Origin of the sequence: Nostoc sp. WHI (assembly GCF_015714725.1) — a bacterium.
Classification (GTDB): domain Bacteria; phylum Cyanobacteriota; class Cyanobacteriia; order Cyanobacteriales; family Nostocaceae; genus Nostoc.
This window is the reverse complement of sequence record NZ_WBKM01000280.1, coordinates 1-16,187: the sequence shown is the minus strand read 5'-3', so window position 1 is coordinate 16,187 and position 16,187 is coordinate 1. Positions and strand designations below refer to the sequence as shown.

The window sequence follows — 16,187 nt, the reverse complement described above, 5'->3', positions numbered from 1 at the left end:
TAAAAGGAGAGTGAAATCCAATCACAATATCTTGCTTGGGAATACCTAAACTTGCCAGTTCTTCTGCAACTTCGGATTCTGTACCATTGTGTTGCAGCCAGACTTTACCATCTCTAATATCAATATGTAAAAAACAACCATAAACTCGGCGTTGATTTTTCCACCCCACATTCATCAATTGATAATGATGGCGTTCGGTATCAAATACTATTTGCGTTTCTATATCTGAATCAGGGTTACCAATCTCTGCATATTCACGTAGCAATTTTTGTACGATTTCACTGTACTGTATTAGTTTATCCATTCTACAATCTCCTCTGTCTCTGGGTTATAAACTATTAATTTCAGTTGATGAATACGGATAATATTTTGTACGAGTCTAATTGTAAAAAATGAACTGTAAGCATCAATTGGTACTGCTAAATACAGTGTGCGTTCTGGTTCCTGCTCAGAAAGCGCCAGTCGGTAGTTGATAAATTGTCCTAATGCGGTGTGAAATTCATAGATTGCCGAAGTTCTAACAAAACTTTTAATCTCTACTGCAATTTTTTCCTCCCCTCTTTGGGCTGCCAACAGTTTTTCCGCACCTAAATCAATATACATATCCCCCAATTCAAAACTAACTGGCAATGGGTCATGGGTAATTTTCCATCCATTGGCAATTAATCCATGCTTGACTGCATCGTGAAAAACATCTCTTGCTGGCATACTCCATATCTTTCCGAACACCAATTCCCTATTCTAGGGCTTAATTTTTGTAAGCGATCTCAGACTAGCGATCGCTTGAAGGCGGATGTAACTGTAATCATAAGTTGAGCAATTAGCTGGAGGAAATAGAGTGACAGCCCTCATTTTATCATGCCCAACACAAAATAAGATGCCCTTATCTTTTATCCGACATAAACTCCGATAAAAATACACTCTCCCCCAGACACTACACTTTCACCAACATGCGATCGCGGAGGGTGCATGTTGGCAACAGAATAGAAACTATTGCGCTGCCGATAAATTTTCTTTGTCTTTGGTATTGCTTTTGATGCGTAATCCAGCAATACACACTTACAAGGTGCTAATTTCTAGTTATAGTTAGCCGTAACTTATTATAAGCACGATTCAACTATAGCTTTGACTGAGTGCAAAAATAGTTTACAAAAGTTGCTCAGGCGGTTGCCATAATATTGGTTTAACGAAGAGACAGAGGTATTGCTGCCGAAGAATGCATTCGGGAAAACTTTTCTCCCTTGCTTCGTGCCTGTCCCTCAATCTCTAAGATTCGGATCATGGATAACTGCAACCGCCTCGATGCAGAACCGTCTGGGAATACAAATTGTCTGCTTTAATTACAAAAATCATCCACTCGAATATCCCGCCAGACATCAGAAACCTGCCAGCCGGAATTGCCCACCGATTGTACTGGAGGATTATCAAGAAATGGAATGTAGTCAGGAACTCTAGGCTCTGAAATTGCTACTGGTTGCTCCTCAACCACAGGGGTTGAAGAATTGACAGTATTAGCTTCTTGAAGTTGGTCTTCAGCCTCCTCGATTAGCTTCATCTGTCTCAGGGTAAGCTTATCAGATTTTTTGATGATCTTCTTGGTATCTATATCATTAGAAGTTTTCATTGAATATTCCCTCGAAGGCATTGGTTTAAAATTTGGATGAGTAAAGTTGCAAGAAGATAAATATAAATAATTTGCACAGAAGTAACAAGGTACACCAAATCGATGGAAAATACGAGTCTCTTGCTGAAGAATTTACCAATTGAGTACAAATCTCTTTTTCGGGCAGATGCCCCAGCATAATCTGTTGCACAGATGCAAGTATTAAGCGATCGCTTCTTTCCTTATGACTGTACCTCAAGATTGTTTTGCGCTTTTGACTTCTAATAAGCAGATAATGAAGGGTTAAGAGTTCTCGCTGTGGAGGAACAGCGTTGAGAAACTTATCAGGTGATAAAGGCACAATCTTAGTAGTAGATGACGAAGCCAGCAGGAAGCCGAATTTTACAGACGCGTCTTGAGATGATTGGCTACAGTGTAGTGACAGCTAGTGATGGTGAAGAAGCTTTGTCAGCTTTTCGCCTTTTGACCCCTGATTTAATAGTTCTGGATGTGATGATGCCAAAACTAGATGGTTATGGTGTCTGTCAAGAATTACGGAAACAATCAGACGTACCAATTATCATGCTCACAGCCTTGGCAGATGTAGCAGATCGAATCAAACCAATTCGCAATTCGCAATTCGCAGTTCGCAATTTCGGACGTAATTGATAATTGAGCCGTTGGGGTACAGAGCAACTAATTTCAATTAGGGAGCAATGCGATTTTGTGAGGTCGGACAAAAAAAGTGCGATCGCTAAAAATTATATTTAAGTACGGAGTTATTTTATTTACAATTTAAATACTGCTTTGCACGAGAATTCATCTTGATGATATATCTCAAAAAGATTGCTAGTAAGTCATTTGACGATTATTTTCCAAAATATCTATACTAAGTCTTTAATACTTAGTGTCAATTACAGCAAGCAATAGCTAAAGATGACAACTCAAGTATAAAATTTATCAACCAGTTTGAGGTTTGATAAAGGAATTAAAGATAGAACCACAAAAACTATCCCAACTTTCAGCTATCCATTGACAACGCAGATGTAAGATAATTTCTGCATTTTCTTTCAACCAAAATTTACTATTACCCTTGATTCTTAAGTTGACAACTTGACGGATTAAACTCTCAATTGCCCCACTACCTATTGGTAGTTTTTGGTCTAGTATCTTAGCGTAATTTAAACGCCTTTCACGATAGGCACGTAAAAGGTAATTTCTCTGTATGACCATAGTTTTACAACGCTCTCCCGTGGCTTCAAAGATAAATTCATCCATCTGCCTAATTATGGTCATGGCATTACTTTTTTTTAAAGTTCTACGTGCTTTTTTAAACCAATTATTCCGCTCCTTCTCATCACTAAAAGCGACATCAGCAAATTTATGTAGTCGCTCAGTAACATGGTAAAAATCCAATAATTGATAAGTGGCATCGGGAGATTTCAATTTCTTTAAAAGAGGAGGAATATGTTTCCAAATCCATTCAGCACCGTCAGCAATTAGTAAAACTTGTTTTGCTTGACTAATTCCCAAACTAATCAGATGCATTGCTAAAATTGGTAAAAAGCCTTTATAGTCTTCATAAGTGCCATCATTTACAATCTTTATTTCGCCATTTTTAACTTTTTTACCCTGTTCATCAACTACATAAATTGTTAATAATTTTGGCTCAACCCATTCCCCTATAAAGCCATGCTTGTTTGTTTTGGGATTTTTTCTACCTTTTTTATTAATCCTAATTCTACTCCTGCCACCATCTACAGCAATTACAACTCTTTGGTCTTTAAGTATATTCCCATCAGGTAATTTGCCTTGTTGCAAGTTAGATATTTTAGTTTGACGTAAATCAATGCCGATTTGACCAAATTTATATGTCAATCGTTCAATTCGTTTAAGACTAATATTAATTCCCCAATCAACCAGGATTGTATGTGCGGCTTCAAAAGAACTAGCTATGGCACCATATTTTGTAATATCTGACCAAACTAATGGGGTCAAGCCTTCTGACATTCCTAACCATTTTAACAAGGGGCAGAATCCAACATTATTAGATTTATTCTTCGCTCTTTTTTCTCTTTTTTGAACAACGTATGGTAATTTGAGAGTTACTACAACATTACCTACTGTTAATATTTCTCTCTTCGTATAACCGTGTCTCTGCGTATCGGTATGCCACCATCCTTTAGTTTGATTAATTGCTGTTTGATGAGCCGACTCTGATTGAGAAAGTTTATGCAATAATATGGCGATACATTGACCCGCTAAAACTAACGCAGCCTGTCTAATTGTTTCTTCTCTTTCTTTAACTATTCTTCCAGACCATTCCTCGATATTTTTCAAATCTAAAAGTTTCGTCACATCCTCTTTAAAATCTGATAATGAATCGGCAAAATTTAGATTTGCATATATGTTTTTCTCCATAAAAGTAGATACTTCCTATTTCAAAACTATTCCTGAAAAGAAATTTTACCTTTTTTATAGTTGCAACAATGTACAGAAACCTCGTTTTTAGCACAGGTTGTGTCTTCTAGCGAATATTACTCAGTTCATTGTATAAATATTTAATGTATACGTAAAAGTTTATTCAGTAAACCAAAAAGTTTTTCTCCAAAAAGCGATCGCTGAAATACTTGTATGTTTTGATACTTTTTAATATGTAATTCTCTAACCAGCAGACACAGTATAGATTATGATTACTTATGATTAGTTGGTCGAGAAATTTTCAGTGCTAACCTGACGGAATATAAATCCTTTCAATTACTTGATATTTGCGCTGCAAGGCTTGAGATAAAAAGGCTAACATCTGTTTAAGTGTAAAAAGTGTGCGATAAATTAATCGACTACCTTTCCTTTTACGACTGATTCTGAGCCAAAGAATATTTACCCAAATATTAACAATAAGAAAGGATATACCAATAAATAATAATCTCAATACTGGATTTTTATTATTAGTTTTAATTCGACAAATATTTTTCAGACGATAGCTAGTTTCAATTCCAAATCTTTTTCGATAATCTTGATAAATGTACTCTAGATTTGTGTTGATTTTATAGGTAACATAGGCAAAGTATTGAACTCCATACTTCTTACGCTTCCCCTTTCTATATTTACAGATAATCCATAGATCAAATGTAACTGAATCATCTTTATCTCTTGTGATTGTATAAGTAGTTTTATAACTTTTTCTGCCCTTTAAAAATTGCTTGATTCCTCCTTTCTTTCCCGTCTTGATAGCAGGCATAAGGAAGGGAATATCTAATGCCTGCAACCATCGGATTACAGGAGTGTTAAAAAAACCTCTATCTAAGTAGAGTTTCTTTACATTTATTTTAAGAGAGTCAAGCTCTGCTAATAAATAAGTAATCAGAGCAACACTAGTATCTAATTGGCGAACACCTCTAATTGCAAGGGTTACACGCTTATTCTTAGTAATCACATATAAAGTTGCATAGGCGTAAAATGAATGAGTACCAGATTTAGCTTGACTTCGATATATGTATGCTGATTCCTCTGATGTTGGCTTACCATAATAACAAATTAAATTTAAATCAATCGCTATTTTTAAACAACCTTTTTTTAATCCTAAAGGAATTCGACTTTTCAATGCCTGATTTATTTGTGCCTCTAATTCCTCAAATTTATTAATTTTGTTAAGATGATATCTAATATCATTGGCTGTAGGAACATTCTTTAATAATTTAGCTGTGTTCTCAATACTATCTCCACTGCTGGCTGCCTTGATTAGAATCTCAAATAAAGTTTTTTGGTCACATACACCTTGAGTTTCAATGGAGAAATTTTCTACTAAACATTCAAGAACCTCGTCAAGTGTTTCTAAATCTGTTAAAGCTAGTTCTTCTGATGAAACAGTCAATTTTTTCAGTCAATATGCTACACACCACTCTTATCATTTCATTTTTTGAAACCTTTCAGAGCAGTATAAGTATTAATTATATAAATAGTACTGTAAAGTGCTATATAGCACTTTACAGTACGTAAGCTTTATTAGCGATCGCTCTTCTCTTAAAAACTTTTTGGTTTACTGTTAATGAGAATACCCAAAGTCCCTGTTAATCTAATCTCCCTTTCTTTAGCGAAATTTCTGGCAATACCATCATCGCAAGCAAAAACCCAGTTACGGTTACGGGCTATAGTCATCGCTTCTGACTCCCCCGCACCAAAGCGTTGACTGTACTCTAAGGTTAGTCGTAACTCAACAGCATCATCATTGGCGTTAACTTCGTCTGAAGGTGTTTGCAGCCAACCATCATCTAAAGCCTGATTAATCTCTTCTAGTTTCGTTCGATTTTGCAAACTAGCAGATGTGGAAGCGCTGTTAATTCCTGCTTGGATTTCGCGTTGGACAGCCTTACCAACAAAGGCTCTACCAGCGTAGAGCCTTTGGAGGACATAGAAAACCTGTGAAAGAGCAAAATTACTCAGTACAGTGTTATCAAAAATTATTGGCGATGCCTCTGGTTCTGTACTTTTTGACTTCACTATTTTTTCCGTTCAATCTTCACACCAAATAGTTAAGCGTTCTCAATATCGCTTAAAAGTTCTAACTCAGAATTGATACCCAAATTAATAGGAATATCTCTGGACTGTAATTCATTTTTTGCCTCTTCCAAAGTTATTTCTAACAGTTCTGCCAACTTACTCAAGCTTAAATAACCGGAACGATACGCATCAAAGACCATCTCTCTATACTCATTAGGAAATTGACTAAATTTTTCCAAGCGAGGAACAGAACGACCAATTTTAGCAAGCAGTTGTTTGGGCTTTTCTTTAGATAATTTTGGCAAGACACTTTTCTCAATTAAGCCTATTCTTTTATCCCCCATACGATAAAGCATAGCTTTATAGCTAACCCCAAAATCTAATGCCAAGTGCATAACGATTTCGGCGTTAATATCTCCATCTGACTTTTCTAAATAAGAAGTCAATCGTGGAACTATTGCTTCTTCAGGCATTAATAAATTAGCAGCAAACCATTGAGCAAAGTATTCTTCCGGTCGGCGATAATTTCCACTGGGATCGGAGGTAATGCCTTTTTGCTGACGATGAATCAAGTGATGGCAATATTCATGTGCCAGCACAAAATTAAGCATATTAGCTGAATAATCTCCAAGGTTTCTTTTCACCAAAATGAAGGAACCAAGGAAAGGTGAAAAAATGAAGCATCCTCCTAATTTGGGCGTTACCAGATTCCATGCCATCACCCTGACACCTTCGTTCTCCAAAACGTCCCACATATTTCTAATCGGGCTAGAAAGTGGAATTCCCAGTCGGGCACGTTCTTGTGCTGCCATCCACTTGGCTGCTGCTGGAGTAGGCTTAAATACGTTGTATAAAGGCTCACTTGAGTAAGGTTCACTCATACGGTTCAACTTTCGAGCTAGATCCCCAAAGTTGCGGTAAAACTGGCGAAACCGCTCAATTTGCTCCTTATCAGGCGATATGTCAACAACTTGGTTGGCACTGAAAAGGATTTGAGTTGGGTCATCCTCCTCAAAATTACTAGCCTCTACTGCTCTAGACTCTTCATCAAAAAAAAACAGAATACTCTTGCCAACTAAACGGGAAAACCGTTCGAGTTCCAGACTGTCTACCTTGCGTTTGCCACTCTCAATCAAAGACACAGCAGAACGCGGCAGTTCAAGATGCTGTGCCACAGCATCTTGAGACAGCAAAGCCTCTTCCCTGGCAAAGCGAATTCGGCGACCTAGTTCTGCGTAATTCATTCTCCTTTGAACCTAATCTTTGTTTGATAATCGAACATATAACCTAATCTTAGCCCGATTTGGCAATAAAATTACTCTTACTCTTGTTAGTTTTATGAACACTGTGCTAGCTTGTATCCAGTCAATGTTCGATATTCAAACAAAAAAGGACGGCTTATGTCTGACGAACTGAAAAAACCAGGCGAAATCGCACAACGGTCAGGTCAATACGAGATTACTGGGCCGCGTGGTGGTGGAACGGGAGAGGAACGAACTGTAACAAAAGGTGAACCTCTACCTCCGACACCACAAGCAGGTCAGCTTTACAAACTAGTTGACCCTACCAAGCACAAAGGCTCTAAATAGTCTGTTTTCCGAACCACTTGTTTTTAGGGAGTGCAAAATCTGCTACTCCCCAATGCTCCCATTCCAAAACCACAAGATGAAATTTACAAGGAGTCTTATATGCAAATTGAATCTACGCAAAATGCAGAACTATTGGCGAAAAAGCCAAAAACAATTACTGTCAACGTCAACGAACGCCCTGTAACCTTCTCAGAGCATAAGGCTACGGGCTTGGAAATCAAGCAAACTGCCATCAAACAGGGTGTAGCGATTCAGGAAGATTTCGTGCTGTTTGAGGTCAAAGGTAATTCTCCCCTCAAGCAAATTGGAGACTGCGAAACCGTTACCCTGCACGAGGGGCAAAAGTTCCGCGCCACTGCACCTGATGACAACTCATAGGGGATACCGATGACACCTGAAATTGAACAAGCGATCGCAGAAATCAAGCAAGCCTTTCCAGAGCATCCTGTTGATGTACAAGCAGAATCAAATGGAGGCGCATACATCATCGTCAATAATGTGCTAATTGGTGAACAGTACATACCTTCCACTAGCTGGGTAGGCTTCGTGATTACCTTTCAGTATCCCCATGCAGATGTGTACCCACATTTTATTGATGGGGGGTTGCGACGGGTTGATGGTGGTCTAATCAAAGGCGATGGATTGTCTGGGCCTAACCCTTGGCGAGATCGTCCAGCAATCCAAGTATCGAGGCGTTCCAAGCGATTGAACCCAGCTATTGATACGGCTGCGACCAAGTTAACCAAGGTTATTTCGTGGTTGAGAAGCCGATGAACAAATCTATTGAATTCAGAATTGATCAGCCGCTTTATCAAAAGCTTCATCAGCATCTTTTTCCTGGTGATGGTGACGAGCATGGCGCGGTAATTGCAGCAGGTATTGTAGAAACCCCTCGCGGTATCCGCCTGCTGGCGCGTGAAGTTTTTCTAGCGCAAGACAGGATTGACTATGTACCTGGTACTCGCGGCTATTGTGCTTTAACTGCAAAGTTTGTAGCTGAGATATCAGGTTACTGTGCAGAACAGAATCTCTGCTACTTCGCTGTACACTGTCATGGTGGTAGAGACGAAGTTTGTTTCTCTGCTGATGATATGGCATCCCACGAACGAGGGTATCCGGCGCTGCTCGATATTACTCGTGGTGGCCCGGTAGGGGCGCTAGTATTTGCCAAAAACGCGGTAGCAGGGGATATCTGGACTCCCTCTGGTCGCTTTCAACTCGACCACATGACCGTCATCGGTTCGCATATTCGGCGACTTTATCCTTCGCCCCAACCCCGACTTTGTGCCGCCAATCCCATTTACGACCGCCACGCACGCTTGTTTGGCGATGTCGGACAAGAAATTTTCGCCAATTTAAAGGTGGGAATTATCGGACTTGGCGGCGGAGGTTCGCTAATTAATGAATGGTTGTCCCACTTGGGAGTTGGACATATCGTCGCTATCGACTTTGACCGCGTTGAATTAACTAATCGACCCCGAATTGTTGGCACAAATCCTTGGGATGCAATGACTTGGTTAACTAAACAGCCGATTCCGTGGTTGCAAAAACTCGGCAAGCGATTGGCTGCTTATAAAGTCCATGTCGCCCGCCGGGTTGCCAAACAAGCTAATCCCTCCATCCGCTATGATCCGGTTGTGGGAAATATCGTCGATGAAGCGATCGCAAAGTTTCTAATGTGGCTCTTCGGCATGAGATTACAGCGATAACGAATATTGTGGAGATGTACAATGCTTTTCTTGACTGGGTGTTTTTCGGTAAGCTGGGAGCGATTACTGAAAATGATCCTATTGAGCAGGAAAAGCGGTTGAAGTATCTTGATTTGGTAGCAAGCGCAGTTATTTTGCAGAATACGGTTGATATGTCGTTGGCTATCCAAACGTTAATGTCACAGGGAGAATTGATTCCCATGCGACACCTTGCAGCAATGAGTCCATACATCACAAGACATATCAAAAGATACGGTGATTATGTGGTGAATTTACACAATATCCCCCAACCATTGGAGGCTGCTATTAATCTGCCACCAGAAATCTTTGAAATGTAGATATAGCAACGCTTTCCAGACCATCTTGCAGGTTTTTACACGTATCTCGGCTCAATACCGAACTGTTGTCTTACCGACATAATTCATAATTAAAAATTATGTTTGCGTCGGTCAAGATTATGTATTTTTCTGCTCTAAACTATCAGTAACTATATCAAACCCTGATTTCTTCGTTGAAACAGAATCTGCAAGGACTGGTCTCAAAGCCTTGTAAATATTGGCTTGTGAGTTTTCGGATGGGTCTAATATAAGTTTTAGCGATCGCACCTTTTTTCCCCGACCTCACCAAATCGCGTTGCTCCCACCTGTTTTGCAACACAACAAAAATTATCCCATCAATCAGCAACGTCAAGATTTTCTTTGGTAGCGGTTTTATCTAAAATTCTCAATGGGGTATAGAAAAAGCTAAAGAACGTTACCAAAAATTGGAGTATTCCTAGCAATATGAATAAGAATCCAATACCTCGCCCTGCTCCAGTACCAATAATCTTACCGATGCTACCAGCTAATGGCCCACTGCTAGATAAAAGTGGTTCAAATATATAATCAGCTAGTGGTCCTGCTAGGAGATAGGCAAGTGGTAATGATGAGCCAGCAATTATTCCCTGGACAGCAAAGACTCGTCCTTGCACATTAGTTGGTACTGTGCTTAACACCAAGACTTCACTACAACTAGCAATAAATGGAAAACAGAACAACCCGCCAAAGACTGCGACTGCAATAAGTTGTGGCGAGGGGTACAATCCTGCGAATACTATGCAAACTCCTAGTAGAAGTCCAAAGCCCAAGATGCCATAAACTCGACGTTTTGGGCCTCCCCACACACCTATCACAAGACTACCAACTAACGTACCAATACCAGCAATGCTTAGTATAGTTCCAACTGTTGCAGAGGAAACAAAAGCTAGAAGCATGGGTATGATAAGTATACTGACTATTCCTACCAGAAAATTACTAATAGCAAAATATATTAGAAGTCCTAAAAGACCAGGACGTGTAACTATATAATTCCAGCCATACATTACATCCTTTTTTAGAGAACCTAACCCTTGTTTACCTTCGTTACTATTTTTGCTAGCAGTTTTGCGTTTGGGAAACCTAACAATCAAGAGGGCTGCTAGGGAGCAGAGGTAAGTTGCGAAGTCAATCAGGAGTACACCCTGAAGTTGGAATTTTAAAACCAGTATTCCTGCCAGTGCTGGGAGAAAAAGTTCTGACGCAGACTCGCCAATTTGCACTAGTCCGCTAGCATTACCGAGGTGTTTTTTGGGAACAAGTAAAGCAGTAGTTGTAGCACCAGCTAGCTTCTGGAAGACGTTGCAAACTGAGATGATAGAAATAGAAATATAAATATGCCAAATCTGAATTGTACCGGTGAAGAGTACTAGTGTAATAAATAGCGTAGCCAATGCCGATCCAGCGTCACTAAGTATCATTGTCCAACGACGATCCCAGCGATCTACTAATGCACCAGCAATTGGTGATATTAACAAACCAGGCAGCATAGTAAATAAAGCAGTAAGTGTAAATTGGACAACTGACTTTGTTTGCTCATAGACCCAAAAATCAAGGGCGAAGCTAGTAAGCCCTGAACCAATAAGGGATATCAATTGTCCGAACCAGACAATAATAAAAACCTGTAATTTACGGTTTACAGCATATCTGTTCATCCTTTCCTCCTGTTTTAAATAAATAGAGAGCAACTCTGAAAACAGAATGCCCAAAGAGCAATACTCAAGTTATGACAACACTCACATAAAAATCGCTAAAAAGCTTAATTTATAGAACTGTCAATAAAGCCAATAATTGTAGAGGGTGCGTTAGTTCTATACAGACTTGGGGTTTTTCACTGTACAAAAACTTCTTAGAGTAATTATGCACCGCTTGTTCTAATTAATCGTGAAAATTTCATGTTGCTTGTGCATTCTCAATACAGGTTCTTAGTTTTTCGGCTAAAACCTGGACGTTGGGTTCATTCAGTATTGTTGCATGGTTGCCTGGAACAACATATGTCTCCAAGGGTTTAGCAGAAAACTTCTCCCAATCCAACCTTGTATCTTCTAAACTCTCAGAATTTGTAACCGTTCACGGGGGTCATTTTAGGTACTATTAAGCGCATACCATAAATCACCCCCAAACCCTAGCTTTGCAACAGTTTTAGCCTAAAGGCTAAAGCTCTACCCCCTGAACGGTTACTTGTAGAGTAACGTTGTCAGATACTTAATAAAGTCTACAAAATAATTCTCGATGTGCTTGTAGCTCTGGAATCTCTTGACTTTCTTAAGTCTTTTGTAATATTTACTCTCTTAAGCCATCGGTCTTTGCCATCATAGTTAGCTTTAAATGGATTCCTTCCATGAACAACTCTGTAATTATCGATCAAACAGTAATCTCCAGGTTGCAAAACAATAGGTTCAATGTTTGCGTCTATTGCTCTAACTAAAGTATGAAAGGCAATTTGTGCTTCTTTGTTATCTTTTAATTGATCCATAAAATATGGATCAAGACGTAAATAGGGTGATTGAGGAGATCCAAATAAAACTGAGATTTTATCTCCAGACGAAGAATTCATTTTATTAATTTTTTCATAAGCCAAATTAATCAAATGACCTTCATTATTTTCTCGAGATTGTCTCCTGATTTCGGATTCATTTTTTTCCAAGTGTGATTCATCTGGGCGGATATAGAAGTATGGTTCAAACAACACCTGAATTTGTTCTTGGTTGAGTTCTTCTACATTCAAATTTCCTATAGTTGTCGCAATTTCATCAGGGTTACGTAAGCATAGAAAGATAACGTAGTCAGCTCGGTAAGGATGAAAAGCATCTTCGTTATGCCACCATAGCGTTTGTGCGCTTCCAGATCCTAATTGTTCATCTTCATGGCTTTTGATAGGGAAAATGTCATGAACAATATACCCATCTTGCTGAGTAGACCAACCAAAAACTTCTCCCAACAAAGAACCATATAAAACAAGTAAAATTTGCTCTTCCAAGGTGTGTAAAGCGTCGGCTTTCCATTTCCAATGACTAGGTGTTAAACCAATTTTAGAATCATCGATAGGATAACCTGAAATTATGCATGTACCTAGATTGTCTTCTGTTAATCTAAAATCATTGATGAACTCACGAATTCGCCAAGGTAGTTCCTGAGCATATAGACATGACTCTTTAATAAAATCAGGGTTTTCTACAGAATTGTACCGTGAGATAATATCCTTCAACAGTGATTGAATATCACTGATTTCTTGATGAGATAATACAAGCTTAGACATGAATTTACTCCTTTATATGTGTGTTAATTGGGTGTTGGAATGATAAATGCTTAACAGCTTAGACAAACGTGAAAGACCCACTTGTAGGTTGGCTGTAGAACCACCAAATCCTAAGCGCACATGATTCGGATGATGAAAACAAGTACCGGGTAAAAGTAAAACCCCGTAAGGATTGATTAGATGATGGCAAAAAGCTTCAATATCTGAAATGCCTCGGAAGCGTGGAAAAGCAGTTACTCCACCTTGCGGTTTTACCCACTCTACAAAGTCTTGATTTATTTCAACCCACTCAGCCAAAATTTCTCGATTAGTGTAAGCTTGTTGCTGACGAATATTCAGAAGACAATCTCCGTTTTCAATGGCACGTTGGGCAACTAGTTCAACTAATGGTGAAAGGGCAAGACTAATATAGTCACGCAGATGGATGCAATCTTCTAATACATCAGGTGGAGCAAAACACCAACCAACTCTTAATCCTGGTAAACCGTAAGCTTTGGATAAAGTTCCAAATGAGATCGCTTTGTCATATAACAAACTTACTTCTGGAAGTGACGGTTTATCGTATGTCAATTCGATAAATGCTGCGTCCCACGCAAGATAAGCTCCGACTCCAGCCGCCAAGTTAATCAATTCTGTTTGCTGTTCCAGGCTCACTGAAACTCCAGTGGGATTGTGAGGAAAATTCACAATTATCATGCGTGTATTTTGAGTAATTAAACTTTTTAATTCCTCAAAATCGGGAGCAAATTGCTGCTCGAACCTTAATGGCCAGCGTTTGAGTTGACAACCAATAGATTCAGCAATGTGAACCAGGGAATGATAACCAGGGTCTAAAACTATTACTTCGTCACCAGGTTTTAATAGTGCGTTCATTACCAAGAATATGGCTTCACTCGAACCGTTGGTGGCCATGACTCGTGAAATGTCTCCGTCTCCCCAGCGTTGAGCGATCGCTTTTCGCAATCCCGGACTTCCCAGAGAAGGACTATCATGAAAGATTAGCTGATCAAATTCTTCTTGCTTGAGACCAATTAGTTGACGAAGCTCGGCCATTGAAAAATCCTCTACACCGCTACCACTAATATCAATTTCATTAGTAAAGTAGTACTCGCGTAACCAATTCTCTAAAGGAGCCTGGGCGATTTTCATGATGCTATTTCCTTGTTGATAAAGTTCTTAAGCTGCTTAAGCAGTAAATTTTTGAGTACAATCTCAAAAATTATTCAGTAGAATCATTAGTGATGAGTTTTGGTAGCAGAATCAGCGACCATATCGGGTAACTCTTGTTTGTGTGCTTGCTGAATGGAAGTTCTCAGCCGTTCTGCTAAAATTTGGACGTGGGGTTCACTCATCATTGTCAAGTGGCTGCCCGGAACAATATGGATATCCAAAGATTTATCTGAAAACTTGTCCCAACCCAACCTTGAATCTTCTAAACCCTCAGAAGTCTCAGAAGACTCAGAAGATTCATCAGACATATCGCTAGAGAAAAAGCAGGTAATTTTATTTGCATAGACCTCCTTTGGTTGATAAACAATTTGTATATGAGTCTTGTAAACTTCTACCAAACCACGAAGTTGCTTAGTGCCGATATCAGGAGGCAGTAAATTAACCGCTTGCATACGCTCTTGCAAGTAGTTCAATTGCGCTTCTGGAGTCAGGGATTTGAGAACTTCGTAAGATAGATCCAAGCTTTTTTCGTATAATTCCTCAAAGATCGAGCCAATCTGGTGCATCCAATCAGCATCATCCATATCAAAATCAACATTTTGTTGATCAATTTCCATATATGGCGCATCACAGTCCAGAATTGCAAGTAAAGCTACCTCATATCCCAACTTGTGTAACTGGCAGGCAATCTCATAAGCTACCATACCGCCAAAGGAATGACCTCCCAAAAAATATGGACCTTGGGGTTGAATAGACTGTATTGCTTCTATGTAATACGATGCTATGTCCTCAACTCGTGTCTGCGGTTTTGATTCCCCATCAAGACCGAGTGATTGCAGTGCATAAAAAGGTTGATCTCGATCTAAATGATGGGCTAGGTTGTATAAATACATGGGATTACCACCAACCCCAGGTATGCAAAAGAAAGGTTGTTTAAAACCACTTGACTTAATTGGTACTAAAGGAGACCAACTGAATGCATCCATTGGCTGGCGAAGTATAGTCGCCATTTGTTCGATTGTTGAGTATTGGAAGAGCATTGCTAAGGGCAAATTCCTGCCAAATTGCTGCTCCACTTTAGCCATCAATTGGACTGCTAAAAGGGAATGACCACCGATTTCAAAGAAGTTATTCCTTACTCCAACAGGGTAGATATTTAGAACTTCTGACCAAATTTCTGCTAGTTGTTGTTCTACGATATCAAGGGGTGGGACAAAGCTAGTATCCAGAGCAAGGCTGCTTATATCGGATACGGGCAAGTTACGGCGGTCTACCTTGCCGTTCGGGGTCAGGGGTAAGTTTTCCAAGAACACGAAGACAGAGGGAATCATGTACTCTGGCAATTTTTCCTTGAGGAATTGTCGCAGTTGCCCAGTAGATGGCTGAGAATCATTGTGCGTAACCAGATAAGCAACCAGACGTTTGTGGTCAGAAACATCCTCGCGCAGCATCACTACAGTTTGTTGTACGGATGGATATTGGCTCAGTAGTGCTTCTATCTCTGCCAACTCAATGCGGAAACCGCGCAACTTCACCTGTTCGTCCCGTCGTCCCAAAAATTCCAGATTACCATCAGCCAGATAACGCCCGACATCACCAGTTTTATACAAACGTTCACCAGGTAAACGACTCCAAGGGTTGGGTATAAAGCGCTCGGCTGTAAGTTGTGGACGGTGCAAATAACCACGGGAGAGTCCCGCTCCACCAATGTACACCTCCCCTGGTACACCCACTGGCACCGGCTGTAACTGTTCATCCAAAAGATAGATAAAAGTATTGGCAAGTGGGCGACCAATGGGCAACTTATACCCAAATGCCGGAATACTGGTATCAAGGGGTAATTGATACATCGTCGAGGTAATTGTCGCCTCCGTAAGCCCATAAACATGAATTAAAGGGAGACGAAACTGTTGCCAACTGTGCAAATGTTCTGGCAAAATAGTTTCCCCACCCACCAATACCAAACGCAGTGAACTGGGTGGACTAATAGCAAAGCTAACTAAT

General features: G+C 39.7%; 16 protein-coding genes and 1 pseudogene. 6 read left to right on the top strand and 11 right to left on the bottom strand.

Translation table 11 applies throughout. The annotated features are described in order from the left end of the window. The 3 genes from F8S12_RS28200 to F8S12_RS28190 form a co-directional block, all read right to left on the bottom strand. The coding region (locus F8S12_RS28200; protein WP_196519581.1) for a XisI protein at positions 1–304 on the bottom strand (304 nt) is incomplete at its 3' end. Then, a complete protein-coding gene (locus F8S12_RS28195) occupies positions 292–708 on the bottom strand; it encodes an element excision factor XisH family protein (RefSeq protein ID WP_196519580.1) in 417 nt (138 codons plus the stop codon). The genes F8S12_RS28200 and F8S12_RS28195, both read right to left, overlap by 13 nt. Before the next feature lie 628 nt (positions 709–1,336). Further along, positions 1,337–1,624, bottom strand: coding sequence for a hypothetical protein (locus tag F8S12_RS28190; protein ID WP_196519579.1), 288 nt, complete (start codon positions 1,622–1,624; stop codon positions 1,337–1,339). A 311-nt stretch (positions 1,625–1,935) separates the two neighbouring features. On the opposite strand from F8S12_RS28190, the pseudogene F8S12_RS28185 reads away from it, so the two are divergent. Continuing rightward, positions 1,936–2,221: pseudogene (locus F8S12_RS28185) on the top strand (response regulator); the annotation flags it as partial. 342 nt (positions 2,222–2,563) lie between these two features. Here F8S12_RS28185 and F8S12_RS28180 read toward each other — a convergent pair. The 4 genes from F8S12_RS28180 to F8S12_RS28165 form a co-directional block, all read right to left on the bottom strand. Continuing rightward, positions 2,564–4,024, bottom strand: coding sequence for an ISLre2 family transposase (locus F8S12_RS28180; protein WP_196519578.1), 1,461 nt, complete (start codon positions 4,022–4,024; stop codon positions 2,564–2,566). A 307-nt stretch (positions 4,025–4,331) separates the two neighbouring features. Beyond that, positions 4,332–5,486: an ISH3 family transposase gene (locus tag F8S12_RS28175; RefSeq protein WP_442946836.1), complete on the bottom strand. Its 1,155-nt coding sequence runs from the start codon at positions 5,484–5,486 to the stop codon at positions 4,332–4,334. Between the two features lie 140 nt (positions 5,487–5,626). After that, positions 5,627–6,103 (bottom strand): nuclease, encoded by a 477-nt coding sequence (locus F8S12_RS28170; protein ID WP_331001456.1) that lies wholly within the window; start codon positions 6,101–6,103, stop codon positions 5,627–5,629. Between the two features lie 32 nt (positions 6,104–6,135). Next, on the bottom strand, positions 6,136–7,347 hold the full coding sequence (locus F8S12_RS28165; protein ID WP_196519576.1) for an ImmA/IrrE family metallo-endopeptidase: 1,212 nt from the start codon (positions 7,345–7,347) through the stop codon (positions 6,136–6,138). Positions 7,348–7,503: 156 nt separating this feature from the next. Here F8S12_RS28165 and F8S12_RS28160 point away from each other — a divergent pair, with 156 nt between their 5' ends. The 5 genes from F8S12_RS28160 to F8S12_RS28140 all read left to right on the top strand — a co-directional run bounded on the left by F8S12_RS28160 (position 7,504) and on the right by F8S12_RS28140 (position 9,739). Further along, positions 7,504–7,692 (top strand): hypothetical protein, encoded by a 189-nt coding sequence (locus tag F8S12_RS28160; RefSeq protein WP_196519575.1) that lies wholly within the window; start codon positions 7,504–7,506, stop codon positions 7,690–7,692. 99 nt (positions 7,693–7,791) lie between these two features. Beyond that, positions 7,792–8,070: a multiubiquitin domain-containing protein gene (locus tag F8S12_RS28155; protein WP_196519574.1), complete on the top strand. Its 279-nt coding sequence runs from the start codon at positions 7,792–7,794 to the stop codon at positions 8,068–8,070. A 9-nt stretch (positions 8,071–8,079) separates the two neighbouring features. Then, on the top strand, positions 8,080–8,466 hold the full coding sequence (locus tag F8S12_RS28150; RefSeq protein ID WP_196519573.1) for a hypothetical protein: 387 nt from the start codon (positions 8,080–8,082) through the stop codon (positions 8,464–8,466). Continuing rightward, positions 8,463–9,401: a ThiF family adenylyltransferase gene (locus F8S12_RS28145; protein WP_230968331.1), complete on the top strand. Its 939-nt coding sequence runs from the start codon at positions 8,463–8,465 to the stop codon at positions 9,399–9,401. Before F8S12_RS28150 ends, F8S12_RS28145 begins: the two co-directional genes overlap by 4 nt. Next, on the top strand, positions 9,371–9,739 hold the full coding sequence (locus tag F8S12_RS28140) for a Tn3 family transposase (protein WP_196519572.1): 369 nt from the start codon (positions 9,371–9,373) through the stop codon (positions 9,737–9,739). Before F8S12_RS28145 ends, F8S12_RS28140 begins: the two co-directional genes overlap by 31 nt. A 335-nt stretch (positions 9,740–10,074) precedes the next feature. Here F8S12_RS28140 and F8S12_RS28135 read toward each other — a convergent pair whose 3' ends face one another. The 4 genes from F8S12_RS28135 to F8S12_RS28120 all read right to left on the bottom strand — a co-directional run. Continuing rightward, positions 10,075–11,409, bottom strand: coding sequence for an MFS transporter (locus F8S12_RS28135; RefSeq protein ID WP_196519571.1), 1,335 nt, complete (start codon positions 11,407–11,409; stop codon positions 10,075–10,077). A 560-nt stretch (positions 11,410–11,969) separates the two neighbouring features. Continuing rightward, positions 11,970–13,013 carry a guanitoxin biosynthesis L-enduracididine beta-hydroxylase GntD gene (gene gntD / locus F8S12_RS28130; protein ID WP_196519570.1) on the bottom strand — a complete coding sequence of 348 codons (1,044 nt, stop codon included), beginning with the start codon at positions 13,011–13,013 and terminating at the stop codon, positions 11,970–11,972. Positions 13,014–13,025: 12 nt separating this feature from the next. Beyond that, on the bottom strand, positions 13,026–14,162 hold the full coding sequence (vioD, locus tag F8S12_RS28125; RefSeq protein WP_196519569.1) for a capreomycidine synthase: 1,137 nt from the start codon (positions 14,160–14,162) through the stop codon (positions 13,026–13,028). Positions 14,163–14,248: 86 nt separating this feature from the next. After that, positions 14,249–16,187, bottom strand: a 1,939-nt coding sequence (locus F8S12_RS28120; protein ID WP_196519568.1) for a non-ribosomal peptide synthetase, incomplete at its 5' end; no start/stop codon positions are given.

Bases quoted from the DNA above. Each gene is read 5' to 3' on its own strand.
- F8S12_RS28195 (WP_196519580.1), bottom strand. From the start codon at position 708: ATGCCAGCAAGAGATGTTTTTCACGATGCAGTCAAGCATGGATTAATT.
- F8S12_RS28190 (WP_196519579.1), bottom strand. From the start codon at position 1,624: ATGAAAACTTCTAATGATATAGATACCAAGAAGATCATCAAAAAATCT.
- F8S12_RS28180 (WP_196519578.1), bottom strand. From the start codon at position 4,024: ATGGAGAAAAACATATATGCAAATCTAAATTTTGCCGATTCATTATCA.
- F8S12_RS28165 (WP_196519576.1), bottom strand. From the start codon at position 7,347: ATGAATTACGCAGAACTAGGTCGCCGAATTCGCTTTGCCAGGGAAGAG.
- F8S12_RS28160 (WP_196519575.1), top strand. From the start codon at position 7,504: ATGTCTGACGAACTGAAAAAACCAGGCGAAATCGCACAACGGTCAGGT.
- F8S12_RS28155 (WP_196519574.1), top strand. From the start codon at position 7,792: ATGCAAATTGAATCTACGCAAAATGCAGAACTATTGGCGAAAAAGCCA.
- F8S12_RS28150 (WP_196519573.1), top strand. From the start codon at position 8,080: ATGACACCTGAAATTGAACAAGCGATCGCAGAAATCAAGCAAGCCTTT.
- F8S12_RS28145 (WP_230968331.1), top strand. From the start codon at position 8,463: ATGAACAAATCTATTGAATTCAGAATTGATCAGCCGCTTTATCAAAAG.
- F8S12_RS28135 (WP_196519571.1), bottom strand. From the start codon at position 11,409: ATGAACAGATATGCTGTAAACCGTAAATTACAGGTTTTTATTATTGTC.
- gntD (WP_196519570.1), bottom strand. From the start codon at position 13,013: ATGTCTAAGCTTGTATTATCTCATCAAGAAATCAGTGATATTCAATCA.
- vioD (WP_196519569.1), bottom strand. From the start codon at position 14,162: ATGAAAATCGCCCAGGCTCCTTTAGAGAATTGGTTACGCGAGTACTAC.